This is a genomic window from Streptomyces sp. NPDC007971 (assembly GCF_042958635.1).
Lineage (GTDB): Bacteria > Actinomycetota > Actinomycetes > Streptomycetales > Streptomycetaceae > Streptomyces.
This window is the reverse complement of sequence record NZ_JBIBJK010000002.1, coordinates 630,909-652,168: the sequence shown is the minus strand read 5'-3', so window position 1 is coordinate 652,168 and position 21,260 is coordinate 630,909. Positions and strand designations below refer to the sequence as shown.

17 protein-coding genes are annotated in these 21,260 nt (G+C 71.2%); 10 read left to right on the top strand and 7 right to left on the bottom strand.

Annotated features, from left to right (window positions below; all coding sequences use genetic code 11):
* Positions 1 to 118: 118 nt before the first annotated feature.
* On the bottom strand, positions 119 to 382 hold the full coding sequence (locus ACFZCP_RS06745; RefSeq protein WP_003975777.1) for a WhiB family transcriptional regulator: 264 nt from the start codon (positions 380 to 382) through the stop codon (positions 119 to 121).
* 622 nt (positions 383 to 1,004) lie between these two features.
* Here ACFZCP_RS06745 and ACFZCP_RS06740 point away from each other — a divergent pair.
* The 4 genes from ACFZCP_RS06740 to ACFZCP_RS06725 all read left to right on the top strand — a co-directional run bounded on the left by ACFZCP_RS06740 (position 1,005) and on the right by ACFZCP_RS06725 (position 5,112).
* A complete protein-coding gene (locus tag ACFZCP_RS06740) occupies positions 1,005 to 1,550 on the top strand; it encodes a cysteine dioxygenase family protein (RefSeq protein ID WP_362697209.1) in 546 nt (181 codons plus the stop codon).
* Positions 1,551 to 1,632: 82 nt separating this feature from the next.
* Positions 1,633 to 2,592 (top strand): 2-phospho-L-lactate transferase, encoded by a 960-nt coding sequence (cofD, locus tag ACFZCP_RS06735; protein ID WP_391424656.1) that lies wholly within the window; start codon positions 1,633 to 1,635, stop codon positions 2,590 to 2,592.
* Complete coding sequence (locus tag ACFZCP_RS06730; RefSeq protein ID WP_391424655.1) at positions 2,589 to 3,905, top strand: coenzyme F420-0:L-glutamate ligase; 1,317 nt, start codon at positions 2,589 to 2,591, stop codon at positions 3,903 to 3,905. Before cofD ends, ACFZCP_RS06730 begins: the two co-directional genes overlap by 4 nt.
* Before the next feature lie 196 nt (positions 3,906 to 4,101).
* Positions 4,102 to 5,112 (top strand): DNA-3-methyladenine glycosylase family protein, encoded by a 1,011-nt coding sequence (locus tag ACFZCP_RS06725; RefSeq protein WP_391424653.1) that lies wholly within the window; start codon positions 4,102 to 4,104, stop codon positions 5,110 to 5,112.
* 375 nt (positions 5,113 to 5,487) lie between these two features.
* On the opposite strand, the gene ACFZCP_RS06720 is transcribed toward ACFZCP_RS06725, so the two are convergent.
* Both ACFZCP_RS06720 and ACFZCP_RS06715 read right to left on the bottom strand, forming a co-directional pair.
* Positions 5,488 to 6,570 (bottom strand): sugar phosphate nucleotidyltransferase, encoded by a 1,083-nt coding sequence (locus tag ACFZCP_RS06720; protein WP_391424651.1) that lies wholly within the window; start codon positions 6,568 to 6,570, stop codon positions 5,488 to 5,490.
* 198 nt (positions 6,571 to 6,768) lie between these two features.
* Complete coding sequence (locus ACFZCP_RS06715) at positions 6,769 to 8,145, bottom strand: N-acetylmuramoyl-L-alanine amidase (RefSeq protein WP_391424649.1); 1,377 nt, start codon at positions 8,143 to 8,145, stop codon at positions 6,769 to 6,771.
* 129 nt (positions 8,146 to 8,274) lie between these two features.
* On the opposite strand from ACFZCP_RS06715, the gene ACFZCP_RS06710 reads away from it, so the two are divergent.
* From ACFZCP_RS06710 to ACFZCP_RS06695, 4 genes are all read left to right on the top strand, one after another.
* Positions 8,275 to 9,030 (top strand): TIGR03089 family protein, encoded by a 756-nt coding sequence (locus ACFZCP_RS06710; RefSeq protein ID WP_391424647.1) that lies wholly within the window; start codon positions 8,275 to 8,277, stop codon positions 9,028 to 9,030.
* Positions 9,031 to 9,215: 185 nt separating this feature from the next.
* Entirely contained in the window at positions 9,216 to 10,397 is a 1,182-nt protein-coding gene (locus ACFZCP_RS06705; RefSeq protein ID WP_391424645.1) for an LCP family protein, read from the top strand.
* Between the two features lie 232 nt (positions 10,398 to 10,629).
* The gene (locus ACFZCP_RS06700) at positions 10,630 to 12,420 is read left to right on the top strand and encodes an LCP family protein (RefSeq protein WP_391424644.1); all 1,791 of its coding nucleotides are present in this window, start codon (positions 10,630 to 10,632) and stop codon (positions 12,418 to 12,420) included.
* Positions 12,421 to 12,502: 82 nt separating this feature from the next.
* The gene (locus ACFZCP_RS06695) at positions 12,503 to 14,140 is read left to right on the top strand and encodes an LCP family protein (RefSeq protein ID WP_391424642.1); all 1,638 of its coding nucleotides are present in this window, start codon (positions 12,503 to 12,505) and stop codon (positions 14,138 to 14,140) included.
* 337 nt (positions 14,141 to 14,477) lie between these two features.
* Here ACFZCP_RS06695 and ACFZCP_RS06690 read toward each other — a convergent pair whose 3' ends face one another.
* Entirely contained in the window at positions 14,478 to 15,506 is a 1,029-nt protein-coding gene (locus ACFZCP_RS06690) for a glycosyltransferase (RefSeq protein ID WP_391424640.1), read from the bottom strand.
* 250 nt (positions 15,507 to 15,756) lie between these two features.
* Between ACFZCP_RS06690 and ACFZCP_RS06685 the strand changes: the two genes are divergently transcribed.
* Positions 15,757 to 17,142 (top strand): LCP family protein, encoded by a 1,386-nt coding sequence (locus tag ACFZCP_RS06685; RefSeq protein WP_391424638.1) that lies wholly within the window; start codon positions 15,757 to 15,759, stop codon positions 17,140 to 17,142.
* Between the two features lie 163 nt (positions 17,143 to 17,305).
* Here ACFZCP_RS06685 and ACFZCP_RS06680 read toward each other — a convergent pair whose 3' ends face one another.
* Positions 17,306 to 17,854: a hotdog domain-containing protein gene (locus tag ACFZCP_RS06680; RefSeq protein ID WP_391424636.1), complete on the bottom strand. Its 549-nt coding sequence runs from the start codon at positions 17,852 to 17,854 to the stop codon at positions 17,306 to 17,308.
* A 119-nt stretch (positions 17,855 to 17,973) separates the two neighbouring features.
* Here ACFZCP_RS06680 and ACFZCP_RS06675 point away from each other — a divergent pair, with 119 nt between their 5' ends.
* Positions 17,974 to 19,275, top strand: a complete 1,302-nt coding sequence (locus ACFZCP_RS06675; RefSeq protein WP_391424634.1) for an LCP family protein — start codon at positions 17,974 to 17,976, stop codon at positions 19,273 to 19,275.
* 81 nt (positions 19,276 to 19,356) lie between these two features.
* On the opposite strand, the gene ACFZCP_RS06670 is transcribed toward ACFZCP_RS06675, so the two are convergent.
* Complete coding sequence (locus ACFZCP_RS06670) at positions 19,357 to 19,719, bottom strand: four-helix bundle copper-binding protein (protein ID WP_391424632.1); 363 nt, start codon at positions 19,717 to 19,719, stop codon at positions 19,357 to 19,359.
* Positions 19,720 to 19,995: 276 nt separating this feature from the next.
* Positions 19,996 to 21,153 carry an acyl-CoA dehydrogenase family protein gene (locus tag ACFZCP_RS06665; protein ID WP_391424631.1) on the bottom strand — a complete coding sequence of 386 codons (1,158 nt, stop codon included), beginning with the start codon at positions 21,151 to 21,153 and terminating at the stop codon, positions 19,996 to 19,998.
* Between the last annotated feature and the right edge of the window lie 107 nt (positions 21,154 to 21,260).

The window sequence follows — 21,260 nt, the reverse complement described above, 5'->3', positions numbered from 1 at the left end:
GCATAAGGACGGCCCGCCGCCTGTGGATAACCCACTGGCGACGGGCCGTTCGTATGCCCCGTGTTCAGAAGATCGCGCCGTTCGGTAAGACGGCGACGAAGAAGTGGTCCAAGACCGGTCAGACAGCGGCCTTCTTCAGCCTGCGGCGTTCACGTTCGGACAGGCCGCCCCAGATACCGAAACGCTCGTCGTTGGCGAGGGCGTACTCGAGGCATTCGGAGCGCACCTCGCAGGCGAGGCAGACCTTCTTGGCCTCTCTGGTGGAGCCGCCCTTCTCGGGGAAGAAGGACTCGGGGTCGGTCTGGGCGCACAGCGCGCGCTCCTGCCAGCCGAGTTCCTCGTCCGCGTCGTCGACCAGCAGTTGCTGCACCAGCTCGGTCATGTGCGCCCCTCGTCTGTCTTTCACGTCCCCGTGCGTAGCCGTTACCGATTTCGGCTGAACGACACGAGTGAAATTACAAGTGTGCTGCTCCGGGCGAGTCAAGCCGAGATCTGCTATTGGGCCCGTTATTCACTCTGCGGAACCAAGGCCGTGCGGAAAGTGTTCAAATCGCCATAAACCTTGACCCGCGGATGAGACCCGGAAGGACGGCGCATCCCGTACAGGTCTCTGTACGAAGAAGGACGCCCCTGCGTTCGATCGCGTTCCGTGGGGCCCGAGCGCTCGGATGTGCGGCATGTGTCCGGGGATCTAGATGCACAAACCTTTCACCTGACAGATGAACCGGATGAGGTGAAACATGTCCCACATACCGGGCGCCGGGTTGACAGTGCGCGTGTGAGCCGGTGTCCTTGTGGGCATGCTCGCGAACTTGGCACTCACCTCGACCCGCACCGCCGGGTCCCTCGGTGCTGCCCCCGTTCGCTGTAGCTGTTGTTGCTGTTCCAGCTGTTGAGCCGAAGCGCTCCAGCTGTCGCCGGGTCTTCCGTGCCCGGCCGCTCCCTCCTTCGCAGAACCCCCAGTTCAGGGCACCCACTCTTCCGCCGAGGAACCACAGCACCCGATGAACAGCGACAACGACCTCCAGATCGCCGGCGACATCCTCGAAGTCACGCACCTGCTCCAGCCTCCGCGCGAGCACCCGGCCACCGTCGCCGAGTTCGTGGGCCTCGCCCGCACCATCGCCGCCGACCGCTCCCAGTGGGCGCACCTCGTGCGCTACGACGCCACCACCCGCTGGTACCACCGGCTGCGCACCGGCCCCGGCTACGAGGTGTGGCTGCTGTCCTGGGTGCCCGGGCAGGGCAGCGGACGGCACGACCACGGCCGCTCCTCCGGTGTCCTCACCGTTCTGGAGGGCACGCTGACCGAGCGCACCGAGCGCGCCACACGCGCGCTGCGGCCCGGCACACAGCGGGTGTTCGCACCCGGGTACGTGCACGAGGTGGTGAACGACGCGCTGGAGCCGGCCGTGAGCCTGCACGTCTACCACCCGGGCCTGACCGAGATGCCGATGCTCCCCCAGTCCGAGCTTCGTCCGACCGCGGGGACCCTCACGTCCCCGCACTGCGAGGCGCGCACCAGCCCCGCACCGGTCCCCGGGCGGTGACCGTCCGAACGCCGCGTTGACCGCTTGATTGACGCATCGGCCGCCTGACACGTTGTCGTACCCGCCTGCCAGACTGGGGCCCATGCGCATTGTGGTTCTGGCAGGCGGCATCGGTGGTGCCCGGTTCCTGCGCGGTCTCAAGCACGCCGTGCCGGACGCGGACGTCACGGTCATCGGCAACACCGGCGACGACATCCACCTCTTCGGGCTGAAGGTCTGCCCGGACCTCGACACGGTGATGTACACGCTGGGCGGCGGCATCAACGAGGAGCAGGGCTGGGGGCGGGCCGACGAGACCTTCCACCTCAAGGAGGAGCTTGCGGCCTACGGTGTCGGCCCCGACTGGTTCGGGCTCGGCGACCGGGACTTCGCCACGCACATCGTGCGGACGCAGATGCTGGGTGCCGGCTATCCGCTGAGCGCGGTCACCGAGGCGCTCTGTGACCGCTGGAAGCCGGGGGTGAAGCTGATCCCCATGACCGACGACCGCGTGGAGACGCACGTGGCCGTCGAGATCGACGGCGAGCGCAGGGCGATCCACTTCCAGGAGTACTGGGTGCGGCTGCGCGCCTCGGTCCCGGCCCAGGCGGTCGTGCCGGTAGGCGCCGAGCAGGCCGAGCCCGCGCCGGGGGTCCTGGAGGCCATCGCCGAGGCGGACGTCATCCTCTTCCCGCCGTCCAATCCGGTCGTGTCCATCGGCACGATCCTCGCCGTGCCGGGCGTCCGTGAGGCGATCGCCGAGGCGGGCGTCCCGGTGGTGGGCCTGTCCCCCATCGTCGGGGACGCGCCCGTGCGGGGGATGGCCGACAAGGTGCTCGCCGCGGTCGGCGTGGAGTCCACGGCCGCCGCGGTCGCCGAGCACTACGGCTCGGGGCTGCTGGACGGCTGGCTGGTCGACACCGTGGACGCGGGCGCGGTCGAGCGGATCGAGACGGACGGGATCCGCTGCCGGGCCGTGCCGCTGATGATGACCGACCTGGACGCCACCGCGCAGATGGCGCGGGAGGCACTGGCCCTGGCCGAGGAGGTGCGGGGGGCGTGAGCGAGGAGCCCTGGCAGAACCCGGAGTACCGGGTCTGGGCGCTGTCCGGCATCCCCGAGGTGCAGCCGGGCGACGACCTGGCCAAGCTGATCGTCGCGACCGAGCCCGGACTGGCCGACGGGGACGTGGTGGTCGTCACGTCCAAGATCGTCTCCAAGGCCGAGGGCCGGATCGTCCGGGCCGCCGACCGTGAGGCCGCGATCGACGCCGAGACCGTGCGGGTGGTGGCCCGGCGCGGCACGCTGCGCATCGTCGAGAACCGGCAGGGCCTGGTCATGGCCGCCGCCGGCGTCGACGCCTCCAACACGCCCTCCGGGACCGTCCTGTTGCTGCCCGAGGACCCGGACGCGTCCGCGCGGGCGATCCGCGAGGGGCTGCGCGAGGCCCTCGGCGTCGATGTCGGTGTCGTCGTGACCGACACGTCCGGGCGCCCCTGGCGTTCGGGTCTGACGGACGTGGCGATCGGCGCCGCCGGTGTGCGCGTGCTGGACGATCTGCGCGGAGGCACGGACGGGTACGGCAACCCGCTGGTCGCCACCGTCGTCGCCACGGCGGACGAGCTGGCCGCCGCCGGCGACCTGGTCAAGGGCAAGGCGGCGGGGCGTCCCGTCGCCGTGGTGCGCGGGCTGCCCCATGTGGTGGTGCAGGAGGACGGCGAGGGGGCGCGGGCGCTGGTGCGCTCCGCGCGGGACGACATGTTCCGGCTCGGCGCCTCCGAGGCCGTGCGTGAGGCGGTGACCCAGCGGCGTACCGTCCGGGCCTTCACCGACCAGCCCGTCGACCCCGGTGCCGTACGGCGCGCGGTCGCCGCCGCGCTGACCGCACCGGCGCCGCACCACACCACGCCCTGGCGGTTCGTGCTGCTGGAGTCCGAGGAGTCGCGGGCAGGACTGCTCGACGCGATGCGGGACGCCTGGATCGCGGACCTGCGGCGGGACGGGCGGACCGAGGAGTCCGTCGCCCGGCGTGTCCGGCGCGGGGACGTCCTGCGCAACGCGCCGTATCTGGTCGTCCCCTGCCTCGTCATGGACGGCTCGCACACCTACGGCGACGCGCGGCGCGACGGCGCCGAGCGGGAGATGTTCGTGGTCGCCGCGGGCGCGGGCGTGCAGAACTTCCTGGTGGCGCTGGCCGGGGAGCGGCTGGGTTCGGCCTGGGTGTCGTCCACGATGTTCTGCCGGGACGTGGTGCGCGAGGTGCTCGCACTGCCCGCGGGCTGGGACCCGATGGGCGCGGTGGCCGTCGGCCATCCGGCCCAGGAGCCGGGACCGCGGCCGCAGCGGGAGGCCGGGGCGTTCATCGAGGTGCGGTGACACCCCGTACGCCGACTGCCTCGCGCGGCTGCCCTGAACGCCGGCTGCCTCGTGCGGCTGTCGTGTACGCCGGCCCCGTACGACAGCTGTCGTGAACGACGACTGCCGTGTACGAGGACTCCCCGTACGACCGCCGGGTCTCCCCTAGTCTCTTAGGACAGCCTCCGCAGCACCGGCACCCCTAGGACCTCATCTCGTGGCAGGACGTTTCGCTCCGCGGCCCACCCGCACAACCGTGCGCGGTGGAGAGGTCGCCGTGCCCGCCGGAGTGCCGCGGCAGGCCACGGCCCCGGCCCGGGTCCGGCGGTGGGTTCCGGACGGTCCCCTGGACCTCTCCCTGGTGCTGGGTCCGCTCCGGCGCGGGCCCGCCGACCCGACGTTCCGGGCCACCCGGGACGGTTCCGTGTGGCGGGCCGCCCGGACGCCCGCCGGGCCCGGGACGCTGCGGGTGCACGGGTACGGCGGTGAGGTGCGCGCCGAGGCATGGGGGCCCGGCGCCGAATGGCTGCTGGAGCAGCTGCCGGAGCTGCTCGGTGCCGCCGACGAGCCGGACGCGTTCGTGCCGCGGCACCGGGTCGTGGCACTGGCGCGACACCGCAGGCCGGGGCTCAGGCTGACCCGGACCGGGCTGGTGTTGGAGTCGTTGATCCCGTCGGTGCTGGAGCAGAAGGTCACGACCGACGAGGCGTACCGGGCGTGGCGGTTGCTGGTGCGGAGGTTCGGGGAGCCGGCGCCGGGGCCCGCGGGGACGGGCGAGCGGCCGATGTGGGTGATGCCCGCGCCGCGGACCTGGGCGCTGATCCCCTCCTGGGAGTGGCATCGGGCCGGCGTCGACGACAAGCGGGCCTCGACGATTCTGCGGGCCGTGCGGGTCGCTGCGCGGCTGGAGCAGGCAGTGGGCATGCCGGCGGTCAAGGCCCGGGCGCGGTTGGAGGTCGTGCCGGGGATCGGGCCGTGGACGTCGGCGGAGGTCGTGCAGCGCAGTCACGGGGCTGCGGATGCGGTGACGGTCGGGGACCTGCACCTGCCGGGGATCGTGGGGTGGGCTCTGGCCGGGGACCGGCATGCGGACGACGCGGAGATGCTGCGGCTGCTGGAGCCGTATGCGGGACAGCGGCATCGGGCGGCTCGGTTGATTCTGTTGAGCGGGAACGTGCCTGCGCGGAGGGCGCCGAAGATGCCTCGGGTGGATATCGGGTTGCTGTGAGGGTGCGGGGGCTGGGCGGCCGACGGGGGTGTTCGGTGCGCGGGGCTGTGGCTGGGCGGCCGTGCGCTTGCCGGGTGCCCGGTGCTGGTGCGGGCGGCTGGACGTTTTCACTCGCCCGCGCTTGCGGGGTGCCGCTGCGCCCACCCGTGCCGCCCCAGCGGCACGACTGCCCGCAGCTGGATAGGACTCCCGACAGGGCCTTCCGGGGCGTGGGGGCGCAGCCCGCGCCGGAGGTACTCACCCGGGCGCGGGCTTCGCGGGGCTCAGGGGCGCTGCCCCCGTGGTCGGCGCTGCCCCCGTGGGCCGGTGCTTCCCCCGTGGGTCGGTGTTTTTGCCGGTGGTGTCCCCTGGGCGGGAAACCGGCCGTTCGCCGGGCTACTGGTCCGAGGAGAAGCGGACCGCGCCGGCCGGGATGCGGGCGTCGCACCACACGCGGGCGCCGTCGCGCAGCTCGTTGTCGGGGCCGACCACCGCGCCGTCGCCGATCACCGTCCCGGTGAGGACGGAGCGTTCGCCGACCCGGGCGCGGGTGCCGATGAGGGAGTCGGTGATGACGGCGCCGGGCTCGATGACCGCGCCGGGAAGGATCGTCGAGCCGAACACCCGCGCTCCCTCCGCGACGAACGCGCCCTCGCCGACCACCGTGCCGCCCGTCAGCTTCGCGTCCGGCGCGACGCTGGCCGTCGGCAGGATCAGCCGGTCGCCGCAGCGGCCCGGGACCGCCGGGGAGGGCGCGCGGCCGAGCACCAGGTCGGCGGAGCCGCGCACGAAGGCCGCCGGGGTGCCGAGGTCCAGCCAGTACGTCGAGTCGACCATCCCCTGCAGATGGGCGCCGGCGGACAGCAGGTCCGGGAACGTCTCGCGCTCCACGGAGACCGGCCGGCCCGCCGGGATCGTGTCGATGACCGAGCGGCGGAAGACGTACGCCCCCGCGTTGATCTGGTCGGTGACGATCTCCTCCGGAGTCTGCGGCTTCTCCAGGAAGGCGAGGACGCGGCCCGTCCCGTCGGTGGGGACCAGGCCGTAGGCGCGCGGGTCCGTCACCTTGGTGAGGTGCAGGGACACGTCCGCGCCCGTCGACTCGTGGGTGTCCACGAGCCGCCGGATGTCCAGGCCCGTCAGGATGTCGCCGTTGAAGACGAGGACGGGGTCGTCGGGGCCGGAGTGCAGGCGCGAGGCCACGTTGCGCAGGGCGCCGCCCGTGCCGAGAGGCTCTTCCTCGGTGACGTACTCGATGTGCAGACCGAGGGAGGCGCCGTCGCCGAAGTAGGGCTCGAAGACCTCGGCCAGATAGCTCGTGGCGAGGACGATGTGGTCCACGCCCGCCGCCTTCGCCCGCGCCAGCTGGTGCGTGAGGAACGGCACTCCGGCCGCCCTGACCATGGGCTTGGGTGTGTGCACCGTGAGCGGACGCAGCCGGGTGCCTTTGCCGCCGACCAGGAGGATCGCTTCTGTCACCTGTCGTCTCTGCTTCCTGCCGGGACCGGTCGAACTACTCGTTTCGGCCGGCCAGTGTATGCAGACCGTGCGACGGTGCCCTCGATGGCGGCGCGGTGTCCCGCGAGATCGGCGTCCGGTTTCCTCCAACCGCCCCCCGCCGTCCCCCGAGCCTGCCCCGCCCGTCCCCCCGACGGCGGTGAACGCATCCTTCCGGTTTCAGCGCCCCTGATACCGCGCCGCGCTGGAACGGGCGCTGCCGAGCTTGGCGTAGAGCCGCTTGCCCGGGCACGAGGTGGAGTACCCGTCCCGATGGCCGGAGATCACGTTCAGTCGTACGTTCTTCCCCTTGGGGTAGAGATTGCCACCGCCTGAGGTCAGATATGTCTTTCCGCGCGGATTGGCCCCATAGAGCCCGAGCTTCCACGCGGTGAGCCGGGCGACGGCCTTCACCGCGGCGCCGGAGGGCTTGGCCGAGCCGAAGCTGCCGATCACGGCGATGCCCATGCTGTTGCTGTTGAACCCGAGGGTGTGGGCGCCGCGCACCGCCTTCGCCGCGCCACCGGCGCGGCCCTCGTAGATGGTTCCGCACTTGTCGACGAGGAAGTTGTAGCCGATGTCCCGCCAGCCCATGCTCTTGACGTGGTAGCGGTAGATACTGCGGATGACCGAGGGAGCCTGCGCGCAGGTGTACTTGTTGCCCGACGCCGTGTGGTGCACGAAGGCGGCCTTGATCTTCTTCGTGTAGACGAAGCCGTGTCCGCGCAGTTTCTCGTCCGCGCCCCAGCCGTGGCGGGTCACGATCCGCGGGCGCGGCCCGATGTGGGGCTTCCCCTTCGAGTCGCTCCCCTGCAGGCGGCTCAGTTCACGCTCGGTGTCCTGCCGGTTCAGCTCGGGGATCTCCAGGGCGCCGTAGGGGGCGACGTCGGCGTCGGCCGCGTAGGCGGCGGCCGTCTCGTCCGTCCCGGAGCCGGGGCGGGGCGCGCCCTGGGGCGGTGTCCCGTCCCCGGGGTCGACGAGCTCCAGGCGCATCCCCTCCGGCAGGGACGGGGCCGGGTCGCCGGTCCGGCCGCCCGGGGCGCCGGACGCCTTGCCCGCGGGGGAGCCGGCGCGCACCCGTACGTCCACGCCGTCCGAGTCGCCCACCCACAGCGGCGCGGTGGCCCCGCGCACCCGGCCCGAGGTCCGCTCGTCGGTGCCCGGGTCGGCGCCGTGGTCCTCGTTGTGGGTCTCGACGTCCTGCCAGCCGGACCACCGCCCGCTCGCCGCGGACCGGGTGCGGACCTGGACCCGGCCCTCCAACTCGGCGTCCGGGTCGTCCCAGACGACGCCGACCAGTGAGAAGTGCTGTACGTCGACGCCGTACAGGCCCTGCTCCGGCGCCGGGCCGAAGGCACGCCGGCGGGAGCGCGGGACGAGGGGCAGCGACTGGGTGCCGCCCGGGACCGCGGCCTCGGCCACCCGGCCCGTGGCGGCCGTCCGTTCGGCTCGCGGGGCGGCCACGGCCACGGGCAGGGACGCCGGGAGCGCGAGGGCGGCCGCGCACGTGACGCCGAGCGAGGTGGCACCGATCGGTGAAGTCAGAAGTCCACGCATGCCCATGATCATGGACATAGTCATACAAATATGTCCAACGGCGAACTGACGGACCGTCGGATGCCGTTCCGCCGAACCGGTGGCACCGGCGCACGGCGCCGGGGCTCGCCCCGGCGTACTCTTGCGCGGGTGAACGCCACCGATCGCACCCCTGCCGACCTGCTGCGTTCCGCGCTCGCCGCGGACCCCGGACGCCCTCTGGTGACCTTCTACGACGACGCCACGGGCGAACGCGTCGAACTGTCCGTGGCCACCTTCGCCAATTGGGTGGCCAAGACCGCGAACCTCCTCCAGGGCGATCTGTCCGCCGGCCCCGGTGACCGGGTCGCGCTGCTGCTGCCCGCGCACTGGCAGACGGCCGTGTGGCTGCTCGCCTGCTCGTCGGTGGGGGCGGTGGCCGACATGGCCGGGGACCCGGCCTCGGCCGATGTCGTGGTGAGCGGGCCCGACTCGCTGGAGGCGGCGCGCGCGTGCCGCGGGGAACGGGTCGCGCTCGCCCTGCGGCCGCTGGGCGGACGCTTCCCCCAGACGCCGGAGGGCTTCGTCGACTTCGCGGTGGAGGTGCCGGGCCAGGGGGACCGGTTCGCGCCGTTCGCTCCCGTGGACCCGGAGGAGCCGTCGCTGATCGTCGCCGGGGCCGAGTTCAGCGGCGGCGAGGTCGTCGAACGGGCGGAGGCCGATGCGGGGGCGCTGCGTCTTGCGGGACCGGGGGCGAGGGTGCTGTCCGCCCTGCCGTACGACACGTGGGAGGGGCTGAGCGCGGGGTTGTACGCGGCGCTGGCCGTCGGCGGGTCCGTGGTGCTCTGCAGGAATCTCGACCGGCTGGACGAGGAAGGTCTCGCCAAACGGGTCGAGAGCGAGAGGGTGGCCGTGGTGCGCCGCTGAACGAGGGGGGCGACCGTGGAACGGCGAGTGCGGGTGCGTGGGGATTGATCGCGCAGTTCCCCGCGCCCCCTGAAGTCGGCCGCCCTCCCCCGTATGGAGTAGCAAAGGGCAGCCTGCTTCCCCATTCCCCGCCATCGTCGTAGGAGCAGGACGCCACGCTCGTACGGCATGAGGGGGCTCGCACCGTGACCGGCACCGTTCGGCGGGCCCCCGGGCCCGGTCTCGGATCCTCGGCCAGCGGGGACGGGCTCGTGCGGCGGCGTCGGCGGCAGTGGGTCAGGAGGTCGGCGCTGGCGGTCGCCGTGCTGGTCGTGGCGGCGGCCGGGGGCGGCTGGGCCGTCTACGCGAAGCTCAGCGCCAACATCACCCCCGACGAGGCGGCAGCCGCCGAACTCGCCCGCTACGAGCGGGAGCGGCCCACCGCGCTGGTGCGGGACGCGCAGAACATCCTGCTGATCGGGTCCGACACCCGGGCCGGGCAGGGCAACCAGGAGTACGGGCGGGACCTGGGCACCGAGCGGTCCGACACCACGATCCTGCTGCACCTGGCCGCCGACCGGCGCAGCGCCACCGCCGTCTCACTGCCGCGGGACCTGATGGTGGACATCCCGAGCTGCCGGCAGCCGGACGGCAAGCGCAGCGAGCCGGTGTTCGCGATGTTCAACCATGCCTTCCAGACGGGCGGTTCGGCCTGCACGATCCGTACCGTCGAGAAGCTGACGAACATCCGGGTCGACCATCACATGGTGGTCGACTTCAGCGGATTCAAGGAAATGGTCGACGCCGTCGATGGCGTACAGGTGTGTCTGAAGGAACCGATCGACGACAAGGCGGCGAAGCTGAAGCTTCGCGCGGGCCGGGTGACCCTCGACGGGGAGCAGGCGCTCGGGTACGTGCGGGCCCGGAAGTCGCTCGGCGACGGGAGCGACACCGACCGGATGGAACGGCAGCAGCGATTCCTCGGCGCGCTCGTCGACAAGGTGCAGAGCAATGACGTCCTGCTGAATCCGGTGAAGCTGTATCCGGTGCTCGACGCGGCCACCTCCTCGCTGACCACCGACCCGGAACTGGCGAGTCTTCGCGGTTTGTACCAGTTGGTGCGCGGACTGCGTGACATCCCCACCGAACATGTGCAGTTCCTGACGGTGCCGCGGGAGTCGTACGTCTACGACGCGAATCGCGACCAACTCGTGGAGCCGGAGGCCGAGAAGCTGTTCGCGCGGCTGCGGGCGGACCAGCCGGTCGCGGTGGCGCAGGACATCGCGCAGGAGGCGCCCGGAGGGGCTCCGGAGGCGGACCTGAACGGCGGACCCTCCCCGGCCCCCACGTTCCGCGGCAGCACGGCCGCCGAACACACCTGTGGGTAATGCGCGTATCAAGTCGACGAACTTGAGTCCAGGAATATGAGGGGGATTGCCCAGTTGTAGGCAGGTGGAATTTGTCACCGGCGTCGCTCGACGCTGAACTGGGCGGATAGTGTGAGCGATCCGGTGCACCCGGCCACGAGGTCCTTCCTGGGGTCGTGCACTGATTCACCGAGACCCGAGCGCCTTTGAGGGGGAAGGCGCCGCGTGGCCCCGACGGAGGATTCGGACAACCGTGGACGCGCAAGGCCGTGGGCGGGCGGACAACATCGACCCCGCAGACCAGTGGGTACTCAATCCGAACACCGGCGAATACGAACTGCGACTGAGCCCTTCCGCACCGCAGTCGTCGGTACCCGGCCCCCGCAGACCGAAGGGCGACGGCCGCGGAGCCGCACGCGGCCGGCGCGACGCGTCGGAGGGCCGGACACGTGAGACGTCGGAGGGCCGGACACGTGACGCGTCGGAGGGCCGGACACGGGAGGCGCGCCAGACGCGCGGCGCGGACGTGCCGGCCCAGCGCCGGCGCCGTACCGAGCCCGAGCCGCCCCCCGGGCGGCGCAACCGGCGGCCGGTGAAGAAGAAGTCGAAGGCCAAGAAGGTGCTGGCGTGGACCGGCGGCAGCATGGCGTTCGTGCTGGTCGCCATCGGCACCGCCGGCTACCTCTACCTCAAGCACCTTGAGGGCAACGTCACCACGACGGACATCGGCAGCGCCGGCAAGAAGGGCTTCAGCAAGGACGAGGCCTTCAACATCCTGATCATCGGCACCGACAAGCGCACCGGCAAGGGCAACGAGGGCTACGGCGACAAGGGCAGCGTCGGGCACGCCGACACCAACATCCTGCTGCACGTCGCCAAGGACCGGACGAACGCGACCGCGCTCAGCATTCCGCGCGACCTGATCGTCAACGTGCCGGACTGCCCGACCGTGCAGAGCGACGGCAGCCAGAAGGTCATCCCCGGCACGGAGGACGTGCGCTTCAACACCAGCCTGGGGCAGGACGACCGGGACCCCGGCTGCACCATGCGCACGGTGCAGCAGGTGACCGGCATCATGCCGGACCACTTCATGATGGTCGACTTCAACGCGGTGAAGACGCTGACGTCGGCGGTCGACGGGGTGGACGTGTGTCTCGCACACGCGGTCAACGACAAGGAGTCGCACCTGAATCTGCCCGCCGGCCCTTCGAAGGTCGAGGGCGAACAGGCGCTGGCGTTCGTCCGCACCCGGCACAGCTGGGGCAACCAGGGCGACCTCGACCGCATCAAGGTGCAGCAGCAGTTCATGGCCTCGCTGATGCGGAAGATGTCCTCCAGCGACACGCTCACCAACCCGACGAAGCTGATCGACCTCGCCGAGGCCGCCACCAAGGCGCTCACCGTCGACAAGGGCATCGGCTCCGTGAGCACGCTCAAGGACATAGCGCTGGAGCTGAAGAAGGTGCCGCCGAAGAACATCTCGTTCGTGACGGTGCCCGTGCGGGACAACCCCGCCGAGAAGGTCCACGCGACCGTCGTCGTCGACCAGGCGGCGGCACCGCCGGTCTTCGACGCCATCAGGAACGACGTCTCCTTCACCGAGGTGAAGAAGAGGCAGAAGGCGGCCAAGGACGCCCAGGCCGCACGGCTCAAGGGCAGCCGGTCCGCTCCCGCCGACGTGCGGGTGCGGATCCTCAACGGCGGTGCGGACCCCGGCAGCGCGCAGCAGACCCTCCAGTGGCTGCAGACCCAGCAGGGCGTGCTCAAGTCGGAGAACTCGGGCAATGCGCCGGCACCGCTGGGCAGGACCACCCTGGAGTACGCGCCCGACCAGGCGGCCCAGGCACGGGAGTTGGCGCATCTCATGGGCCTGTCCGGCTCGGCGCTGAAGCCCGGCAAGAGCGTGACCAACTCCCAGGGGCTGCCGGCGATGACGCTGACCCTGGGCAAGGATTTCAAGGGTGCGGGGGTGTCCCTCACCGCCCCGTCGAAGGCGCCGGACGTCGACAAGTCCACGGCAGACAAGGTGAAGTGCGCCTCGTAGGTAACCCAATGGGTCCGTCGTGCGTCTAACTGGGGGCGGGACGGACCCGTTGCATGGTGCAAGGGTGGGGAGGGCAGGACGTTTGGCGCAGAGCGATGTACGGGGGAAGGGTCCTGCGGTCGACGACACGATGTCGCTCGCACCGCAGGCGTCGGACGGGCCGGGCGGGCACGGCGGCGGGCGCCGCAAGGGCCCCCCGAAGACCGACCGGCAGCGACACCGGCGGCGGGCTCTGCGCTGGTCCGCGACGGTGCTGGCGGTGGTCATACTCGGCACGGCGGGAGCCGGCTACCTGTACTACGAGCACCTCAACGGCAACATACGCAAGGGCGAGCGCAGCAGCGGCGACGACTCCAAGGCGCACCGGACGCCGGCGAACGCGGCCGGGCAGACGCCCCTGAACATCCTGCTGATCGGCTCCGACAGCCGTAACTCCGACGAGAACGTGAAGCTCGGCGGCGCCAAGTACGACCGCGGCAGCCCGCCGCTCGCCGACGTGCAGATGCTCATCCACCTCTCCGCGGACCGCAAGAGCGCCGCCATGGTGAGCATCCCCCGGGACACCCGGGTCGACATCCCCGAGTGCAAGGACCCCGGCACCGGCAAGGCCTACCCGGCGACCAACGCCATCATCAACACCACCCTCGCCCGGGGTGGTGCCGGCTGCACGCTGGCCACCTGGGAGAACCTCACCGGGGTCTACATCGACCACTGGATGACGATCGACTTCGCGGGCGTGGTGGACATGGCGGACGCCATCGGCGGTGTCGACGTCTGCGTGAAGCAGAACGTCTGGGACCACTCGACACCCGCCCAGCGCGGCGGCTCCGGGCTGAAGCTGAAGGCCGGCACGCACAAGGTCCAGCACATCCAGGCCCTGCAGTGGCTGCGCACGCGGCACGCCTGGGGCAGTGACGTGATGCGCGCCCGCGCCCAGCACATGTACCTGAACTCGATGATCCGGACGCTGAAGTCGCAGAACGTCTTCACGGACACCGGCCGGCTGATGGACCTGGCCGAGGCGGCCACCAAGTCCCTCAAGGTCTCCGAGGAGATCGGCACCGTCAAGAAGCTCTACGACCTGGGTATGGAGCTCAAGTCGGTACCGACGGACCGCATCACGTCACTGACGATGCCCAACGTCGAGGACCCGCAGAACAGAGAGCACGTCGTGCCGGTCAAGGCCAGCGCCGACAAGATGTGGCAGATGCTCCGCGACGACGTGCCGTTCGACAAGAACGGCAAGGAGTCGGGTGCCAAGCAGGTGGCGGGCAAGCCCCAGACCAAGACGCCGTCCGTCGACCCGGGCCGGCTCGGGGTGCTGGTGGAGAACGCCACGCAGACGTCCACCGAGGCCGCGGTTCCCAGCCGGGCGCGGACGATCGCCGAGGCGCTCGGGCAGAAGGGCTACGCCAGGGCGACGGCCGACACCTCGGGGGCGTCCCGGTCCGTGGACGCGACGGTGGTGCAGTATCCGAGCGCCGAGCTGGAGGGCGATGCCCAGGCCGTCGCCAAGGCGCTGGGGATCCCGATGAGCGCGGTGAAGAAGTCGACCGACGTGTCGGGGGTCACGGTCGCCGTCGGCGCGGACTGGCGCACGGGCACGGCCTTCCCCCAGCAGAAGGCCCCGAAGGCGGGCGACCTGCCCAGCGGCTCCGACGCTCTCAACGGCTCGGACTCCTCGCAGTGCATGGACGTGTACAAGCCCTACCAGTGGTAGGTGCGGCGGGGCCGAGCGCCGTCGGGGTACCTGTGCTCTCCCCGGTGCGGGTCCGTCGTGGCTTGTCGCGCAGTTCCCCGCGCCCCTCGGGGACGGCCTGAGAGGGCGCGGGGAGCTGCGCGCACAACCCCCGCGCACCCGCGGACGGCAACGGCCCGCACCGCGACGGCGACGGCCCCTGGCGCAGAGGCCTCACCACGCCATGTCCCTGGTACCTTCGGCAGCCCGGCCCGGCCGGCACCGGCCCCCCGGGTACCGCACCCGCGGACGGGCCTTCGCCGCCGTGCGTCATGACAAAGGGCCCCTCCCCAGCCGGGGAAGGGCCCTTGACGTCTGCTCAGCGGGCGTTCAGCACGGCCGGCCGGCGCGCGGCGATCACTCGCTTCGCCAGGGACTTCGGGCTCGTCAGGAACCCCCAGCCCCACGACATGTGCATGGTCGCCAGGGCCACCGGGATCTGCAGCCGGGCCTTGAGGGGCAGGCCCTTGCCCGCCGGGACCGAACCCGCCGCGATCGCCGCCAGATAGCCGCCCGGGATCACGAAGCCCCAGGGCGTCAGGGCCGCGCCCACCACGACACCCGCGGCGATCGCGCACAGCGCGGCCGGCGGGGCGAGGTAGCGCAGGTTGATGGAGCCCTCGTGGTAGCGGGCGACGACGTGCCGCCAGCGGCCGTAGTCCTTGTACTGCTTGGCGAGCGCCTTCACGCTCGGCCGCGGCCGGTAGGACACCTTCAACTCGGGCGAGAACCAGATCAGGCCGCCCGCCTCACGGATGCGGAAGTTCAGCTCCCAGTCCTGGGCGCGGATGAACTCCTCGTTGTACCCGCCCTGCTGTTCGAGGGCCTCGCGGCGGAACACCCCGAGGTAGACCGTCTCGGCGGGCGAGGCGTCGCCACCGGTGTGGAAGGCCGCGTTGCCGACACCGATCTTCGAGGTCATCGCGGCGGCGACCGCGTGCTCCCAGTCGTTCTCGCCCTCGGCGTGCATGATGCCGCCGACGTTCTGCGCGCCCGTCTCCTCCAGGAGCCGTACGGCGGTGGCGATGTAGTTCGGCGAGAGCATGCCGTGGCCGTCGACGCGCACCACGATCGGATGACGGGAGGCCTTGATCGCCGCGTTCAGCGCGGCGGGGGTGCGGCCGGTCGGGTTCGGGACGGTGTGGACGCGCGGGTCCTCCCGGACGAGCTCGGCGGCGATCTCGTCCGTGCGGTCCGTGGACGGACCGAGGGCGATCACGACCTCGGTCTCGCCGGCGTACTCCTGCGCGAGGATCGCTTGGACCGCCCCACGCAGATGTCGCTCCTCGTTGAGAACGGGCATGATCACGGACACGGCGGGGAGGCGCACGTCGGGCTTGGCGTTCATAGGACGCTCACGTTACCGCGAACGGGGGACACCGGTGCGCGCCGCCGGGGCTGAGACGCGGGCTGAGGATCGTATCGGCCTACGGTGCTCACGGATCCCACGTACGGCCGTCGTCCGGAGGTGTCCTTTGCCCAGCCCGCCACGGTCCCCCGCCCGGCCGCAGCGCCGACCGCAGCCGCCCCGCCGCGTGCCCAGGCCGCCCGAGCGGACGGGGCGGCCCGCCCGGCCGCCCCGGCGGCCTCGCTGGGCCATGCGGGCGGTGACCACGCTGTCCGTGGTGGTGCTCGCCTCCGCCGGCATCGGCCACGCGGTCGTCACGAGTCTGGACGCCGGCATCGCCCGGGTCGACGCCTTCAAGGACATGAAGAACCGGCCCCGCGCGGGGCACGGCATGAACGTCCTGATGGTCGGCACCGACGGCCGGGACAAGATCAGCCAGGCGGAACGGCGGGCCTACCGGCTCGGCGGCCAGCCCTGCCACTGCACGGACACGGTCATGATCGTGCACATCTCGGACGACCGGGAGCGGGCGACCGTGGTGAGCCTGCCCCGCGACTCCTTCGCCGAGGTGCCCGAGCACATCGACCCGGCCACCGGGCAGCGGCACCCCGCCCACCCCATCAGGCTGAACGCGGCCTACGCCGAGGGCGGCCCCCAGCTGACGGTCGCCACGGTCGAGGCCCTGACCCATGTGAAGATCGACCACTATCTGGAGGTCGACTTCACCAGCTTCATGAAGACCGTGGACGTCCTCGGCGGTGTGCAGGTCTGTACCCCGACACCGCTGAAGGACTCGTACACCGGCCTCGATCTCGCGCCCGGCACCCACGTCCTGGGCGGCGGCCAGGCCCTGCAGTACGTGCGCGCCCGGCACCTGGACGGGGCGAGCGACCTGGGCCGGATGAAACGGCAGCAGCGGTTCCTGGCCGCGCTGATCGAGCGGGCCAGCTCGTCCGGGGTCCTGCTGAACCCGATGCGGTTCCGGGACGTGACCCGGGCTGTGCTCGGCTCGGTACGGGCGGACGAGGGCTTCGGCACGGACGAGCTGCTCGACCTCGGCCGGGCGATGCGGAACTTCTCGCCGTCCTCCTCGGAGTTCACCACCGTGCCCATCGGGCAGATGAACTACCAGGTCAAGGGCGTCGGCTCCACCCTGAAGTGGAACCCGGCGGCGGCCGGCAGGCTCTTCGACGCCCTGCGCGACGACAAGCCGCTCACCGCGGACCGCCCGCACCGCGCCGGCGCGCAGGCACCGGTGCCGGTGGAGGTGGACCCGCGGCAGGTCCGGGTCCAGACGGAGAACGGCACCGGCACGGCCGGGCTGGCCAAGCGGCTCGACGCGGCCCTCGCCGCCGCCGGTTTCGCCACCACTCACCAGCCGGTCACCGCGGCGGTCCACGACGTCACGCGCACGGTGATCTCCTACGACCCCCGCTGGGACCGCTCCGCCCGCTCGCTGCTCGCGGCCCTGCCCGGCAGTGAACTGCGTGCGGTGCCGGGCCAGGGGAAGATGCTGAAGGTGACCGTCGGGCTGGACTTCAAGGACGCGGGCAAGGTGCGCAGGGTGAAGGCCGAGGACCCGGCCAGGCCGGAGCAGAGCGTGGTGCGCGGCAACGAGGTGGTGTGCGGGGCATAGGCGTGTGGCCCTGCCCCGTCCCGCGCAGCGCTCCGGCCGTGGAGGCTCTCCGCTCCCCGAAGGGCCGCGAAGCCCTTTGGCCCGCGGCCCGCTCCCGCCCCCGAAGCCCTCCGGCCCCCGGACCGCACCAGCCCCCGAAGCCCTCCGGCCCGCGGAGCGCTCTCTAGTCCTCGAAGCCCTCCGCCGCCCGCTTCTCCCGCAGCTCGCGGATGGCGCGGCGGCGGGCGAGGCGGTGGGTGCGGCGGATCTGGGCCTCCTGGTAGCGGCGGCGGTCCCGGTCGGTCTCCGGGACCACCGTGGGCACCCGGCGCGGCTTGCCGTCGGCGTCCACGGCCGCGAAGACCAGGTAGGCGGAGCCGACCTGGGTGGCCGGGGTCGACTCGTTCCAGCGTTCGGCGAGGACCCGGACGCCGACCTCCATCGAGGTCCGGCCGGTCCAGTTGACCTGGGCCTTCACATGGACCAGGTCACCGACCCGGACCGGCTCCAGGAAGACCATCTCGTCCATGGAGGCGGTGACCGCCGGACCGCCGGAGTGCCGGCCGGCCACCGAGCCCGCCGCGTCGTCGACGAGTTTCATGATCACGCCGCCGTGCACCGTGCCCAGAAGGTTGGTGTCGTTGTGGGTCATGATGTGGCTGAGCGTGGTGCGGGAAGCGGACGTCGGCTTGCCCGGAATGTCCGGCTCCTCGTCCGGGGCCTGGTCTGTCATGGCCTCCACCTTATGCCGAAGCGACTGCCGCGGAATTTGTGTCAGATTCGCAACAGCGGCGCTCTGATTTTCCGACACCCCTTGTAAGGCACACACCGGCGCCCTGCACACTGGGGCGCATGAATGACTGGCCCGAGGGATGGTCCGACGACAACCGCGGTCCGCGCTACGGACGCGGCAGTGGCGGCGCGCAGCCGGAAGGCGCCCGCGCGATGCGTCAGGTGCAGCGCGGCCCGGTGCCGCCCGGGCAGCGCTCGTACGGCACCCCCGGCCCGCCGGCACCGCCGTACGGCGCCGGAGTCCCGCAGCAGCCGTCGTACACCGACGGCCAGGGATACGACGACTACAACGACTACGACAGCGGCTACAACACGGGCCAGGTCTACGGCGGCTCCGGCGGGCCCGGCGGCCCGGCCGGAGCACCGACCCGCGCTCCGCGTCCCGCCCCGAACTGGCGGCGGCGGATCAAGTGGACCGCGCTCACCCTGGTCACCGTGTTCATCGTCACATCGGTGGCGACCTACTTCTGGGCCGACTCCAAGCTGCGCCGCGAGGTCGACCTGTCGAAGGTCATCGACCGGCCCGAGTCCGGTCAGGGCACGAACTACCTGATCGTGGGCTCGGACAGCCGTGAGGGCATGTCGAAGGCGGACGAGAAGAAGCTGCACACCGGATCCGCCGAGGGCAAGCGCACCGACTCGATGATGATCCTTCACGTCGGGGACAACGGCGACACCCTGATCTCGCTGCCGCGTGACTCGAACGTCACGATTCCGACGTTCCGCGGCTCCGAGTCCGGCAAGATCCGGCCCGCCATGGGCCAGAACAAGCTGAACGCGGCGTACGCGTTCGACGGCCCGACGCTGCTGGTCCGCACGATCGAGTACAACACCGGTCTGCACATAGACCACTACTGCGAGATCGGCTTCCAGGGCTTCGCCAACATCGTGGACGCGGTGGGCGGTGTGGACATCACGATCGACCAGGCCTTCAAGGACAAGTACTCGGGCGCGAACTTCAAGGCGGGCAAGCAGACGCTCAACGGCGAGCAGGCCCTGGCCTTCGTCCGCACGCGGCACGCCTTCGCCGCCTCCGACCTCCAGCGCACCAAGAACCAGCAGAAGTTCCTCTCGGCCCTGGCCCACCAGGTGGCCACGCCCTCGACGGTCCTGAACCCGTTCAAGTTCTACCCGACCATCGGCGCGGGGCTGGACTCGCTGGTCGTCGACAAGGACATGTCCCTGTGGGACCTGGCCTCGATGTTCTGGGCGATGAAGGGCGTCAACGGCGGTGACGGCAAGTCCCTGAACATGCCGGTCTCCGGCTCCACCGGCGGCAACCTCGTCTGGGACAAGACGAAGGTGAAGACCCTGGTGGACGAGCTGAAGAACGACCAGCAGGTCACCGTCTCCGGCAACTAGCGGCACCGGGACCGGCGGAAGAAGCCGGACAGGACCAAGGGCACCCGCGAGGGTGCCCTTGCCGCCTTCAGGGGCACCGGCTCACATCTTGGCGCCCGCCATCGCGCGACACATGTCCGCGCAGCGGCGACACGCCTCGGCACAGCGCATCATCTGCGGATCGTCGGGCATGGACATACACGCCTCGGCGCACATCTCACAGGCCTTGGCGCACATCGCGCACATCTCGGGCGACATGGGCGAGCGCCGCATCATCATGTCGGCGCACATCCGGGTCGTCTCGGAGCAGTCCATCAGCGCGCGCATGATCTGCATCTGGGCCTGGCCGCCCATCTGCATGCAGGAGCTCATGGTCTCCTCGCAGACGGTGTGGCAGTTCATCCAGGCCTCGACGCACTCCTGCATCTGCTTGGTCATGGCGGTCATGGTTCCGGGCTGGGTCATGGCTCCTCCTGAGGGGGAGAGGGGCCCGGAGCGGGCCCCGTGTGCTTCCGTCCTACGCCGGTGAGCGCCGTTCGGCATGTGACCGACCGGTCGGGAGGCGCGCCCGGGAACGACCGGAGCCGGGTCCCGGTACGCCCGGAGGCGGGTCCGGGAACCGGTGTGCAGGTGCCCCGGAACCGGCGCGGAGGTGCCCCGGAACCGGTGTGGGGGTGCCCCGGAACGACGGAAGGCGCCCCGCAGGGCGCCTTCCCGAAGAGCCTGGAACCCGCGGACCGCTTACGGCAGGTTGCGGGCCATGACGATCCGCTGGACCTGGTTGGTGCCCTCGTAGATCTGGGTGATCTTGGCGTCGCGCATCATGCGCTCCACCGGGTAGTCACGGGTGTAGCCGTAGCCGCCGAGCAGCTGGACGGCGTCCGTGGTGACCTCCATGGCGACGTCCGAGGCGAAGCACTTGGCGGCCGCGCCCTGGAAGGTGAGGTCCTTGTCGCCGCGCTCGGAGGCGGCCGCGGCCTGGTAGGTCAGGGCGCGGGCGGCGGCGATCTTCATGGCCATGTCGGCGAGCATGAACTGGATGCCCTGGAAGTCGGCGATCGGCTTGCCGAACTGCTTGCGCTCCTGGACGTACCCCTTGGCGTAGTCGAGGGCGCCCTGGGCGACCCCGAGGGCCTGGGCCGCGATGGTGATGCGGGTGTGGTCCAGGGTCTTCATGGCGGTCGCGAAGCCGGTGCCCTCCTCGCCGATCATGCGGTCGGCGGGGATGCGGACGTTGTCGAAGTAGACCTCGCGGGTCGGGGAGCCCTTGATGCCGAGCTTCTTCTCCGGGGCACCGAAGGAGACGCCCTCGTCCGACTTCTCGACGACGAAGGCCGAGATGCCCTTCGTGCGCTTGGTCGGGTCGGTCACGGCCATGACCGTGTAGTACTCGGAGACGCCCGCGTTGGTGATCCAGCGCTTCACGCCGTTGAGGACGTAGTGGTCGCCGTCGCGCACGGCCTTGGTGGTCATGCCGCCCGCGTCCGATCCCGCCTCGGGCTCGGAGAGGCAGTACGAGAACATCGCGTCGCCCTTGGCGAGCGGGGAGAGGTACTTCTTCTTCAGGTCCTCGGAGCCGGAGAGGATCACCGGGAGCGAGCCCAGCTTGTTCACCGCGGGGATGAGGGAGGAGGAGACACAGGCGCGGGCCACCTCCTCGATCACGATGACCGTGGCGAGCGCGTCGGCGCCGGCGCCGCCGTACTCCTCGGGGACGTGCACGGCGTGCAGGTCGCCCGCGACCAGGGCGTCGAGGGCCTCCTGCGGGAAACGGGCCTCCTCGTCCACCGCTGCGGCGTAGGGCGCGATCTTCGCCTCGACCAGCGAACGGACGGCGTCGCGGAGCATGTCGTGCTCCTCGGACGGGCGGTACAGGTCGAAGTCAGCCGATCCGGCCACGGTCTCTCACGCTCCAAAGACGCAGTGATACTGACGCTAATTACCGTTAAGTAACTCAAATTTTAGAGGCCTGCCCGGAGCACGCCTACGTGAGCTTGACGACAGCG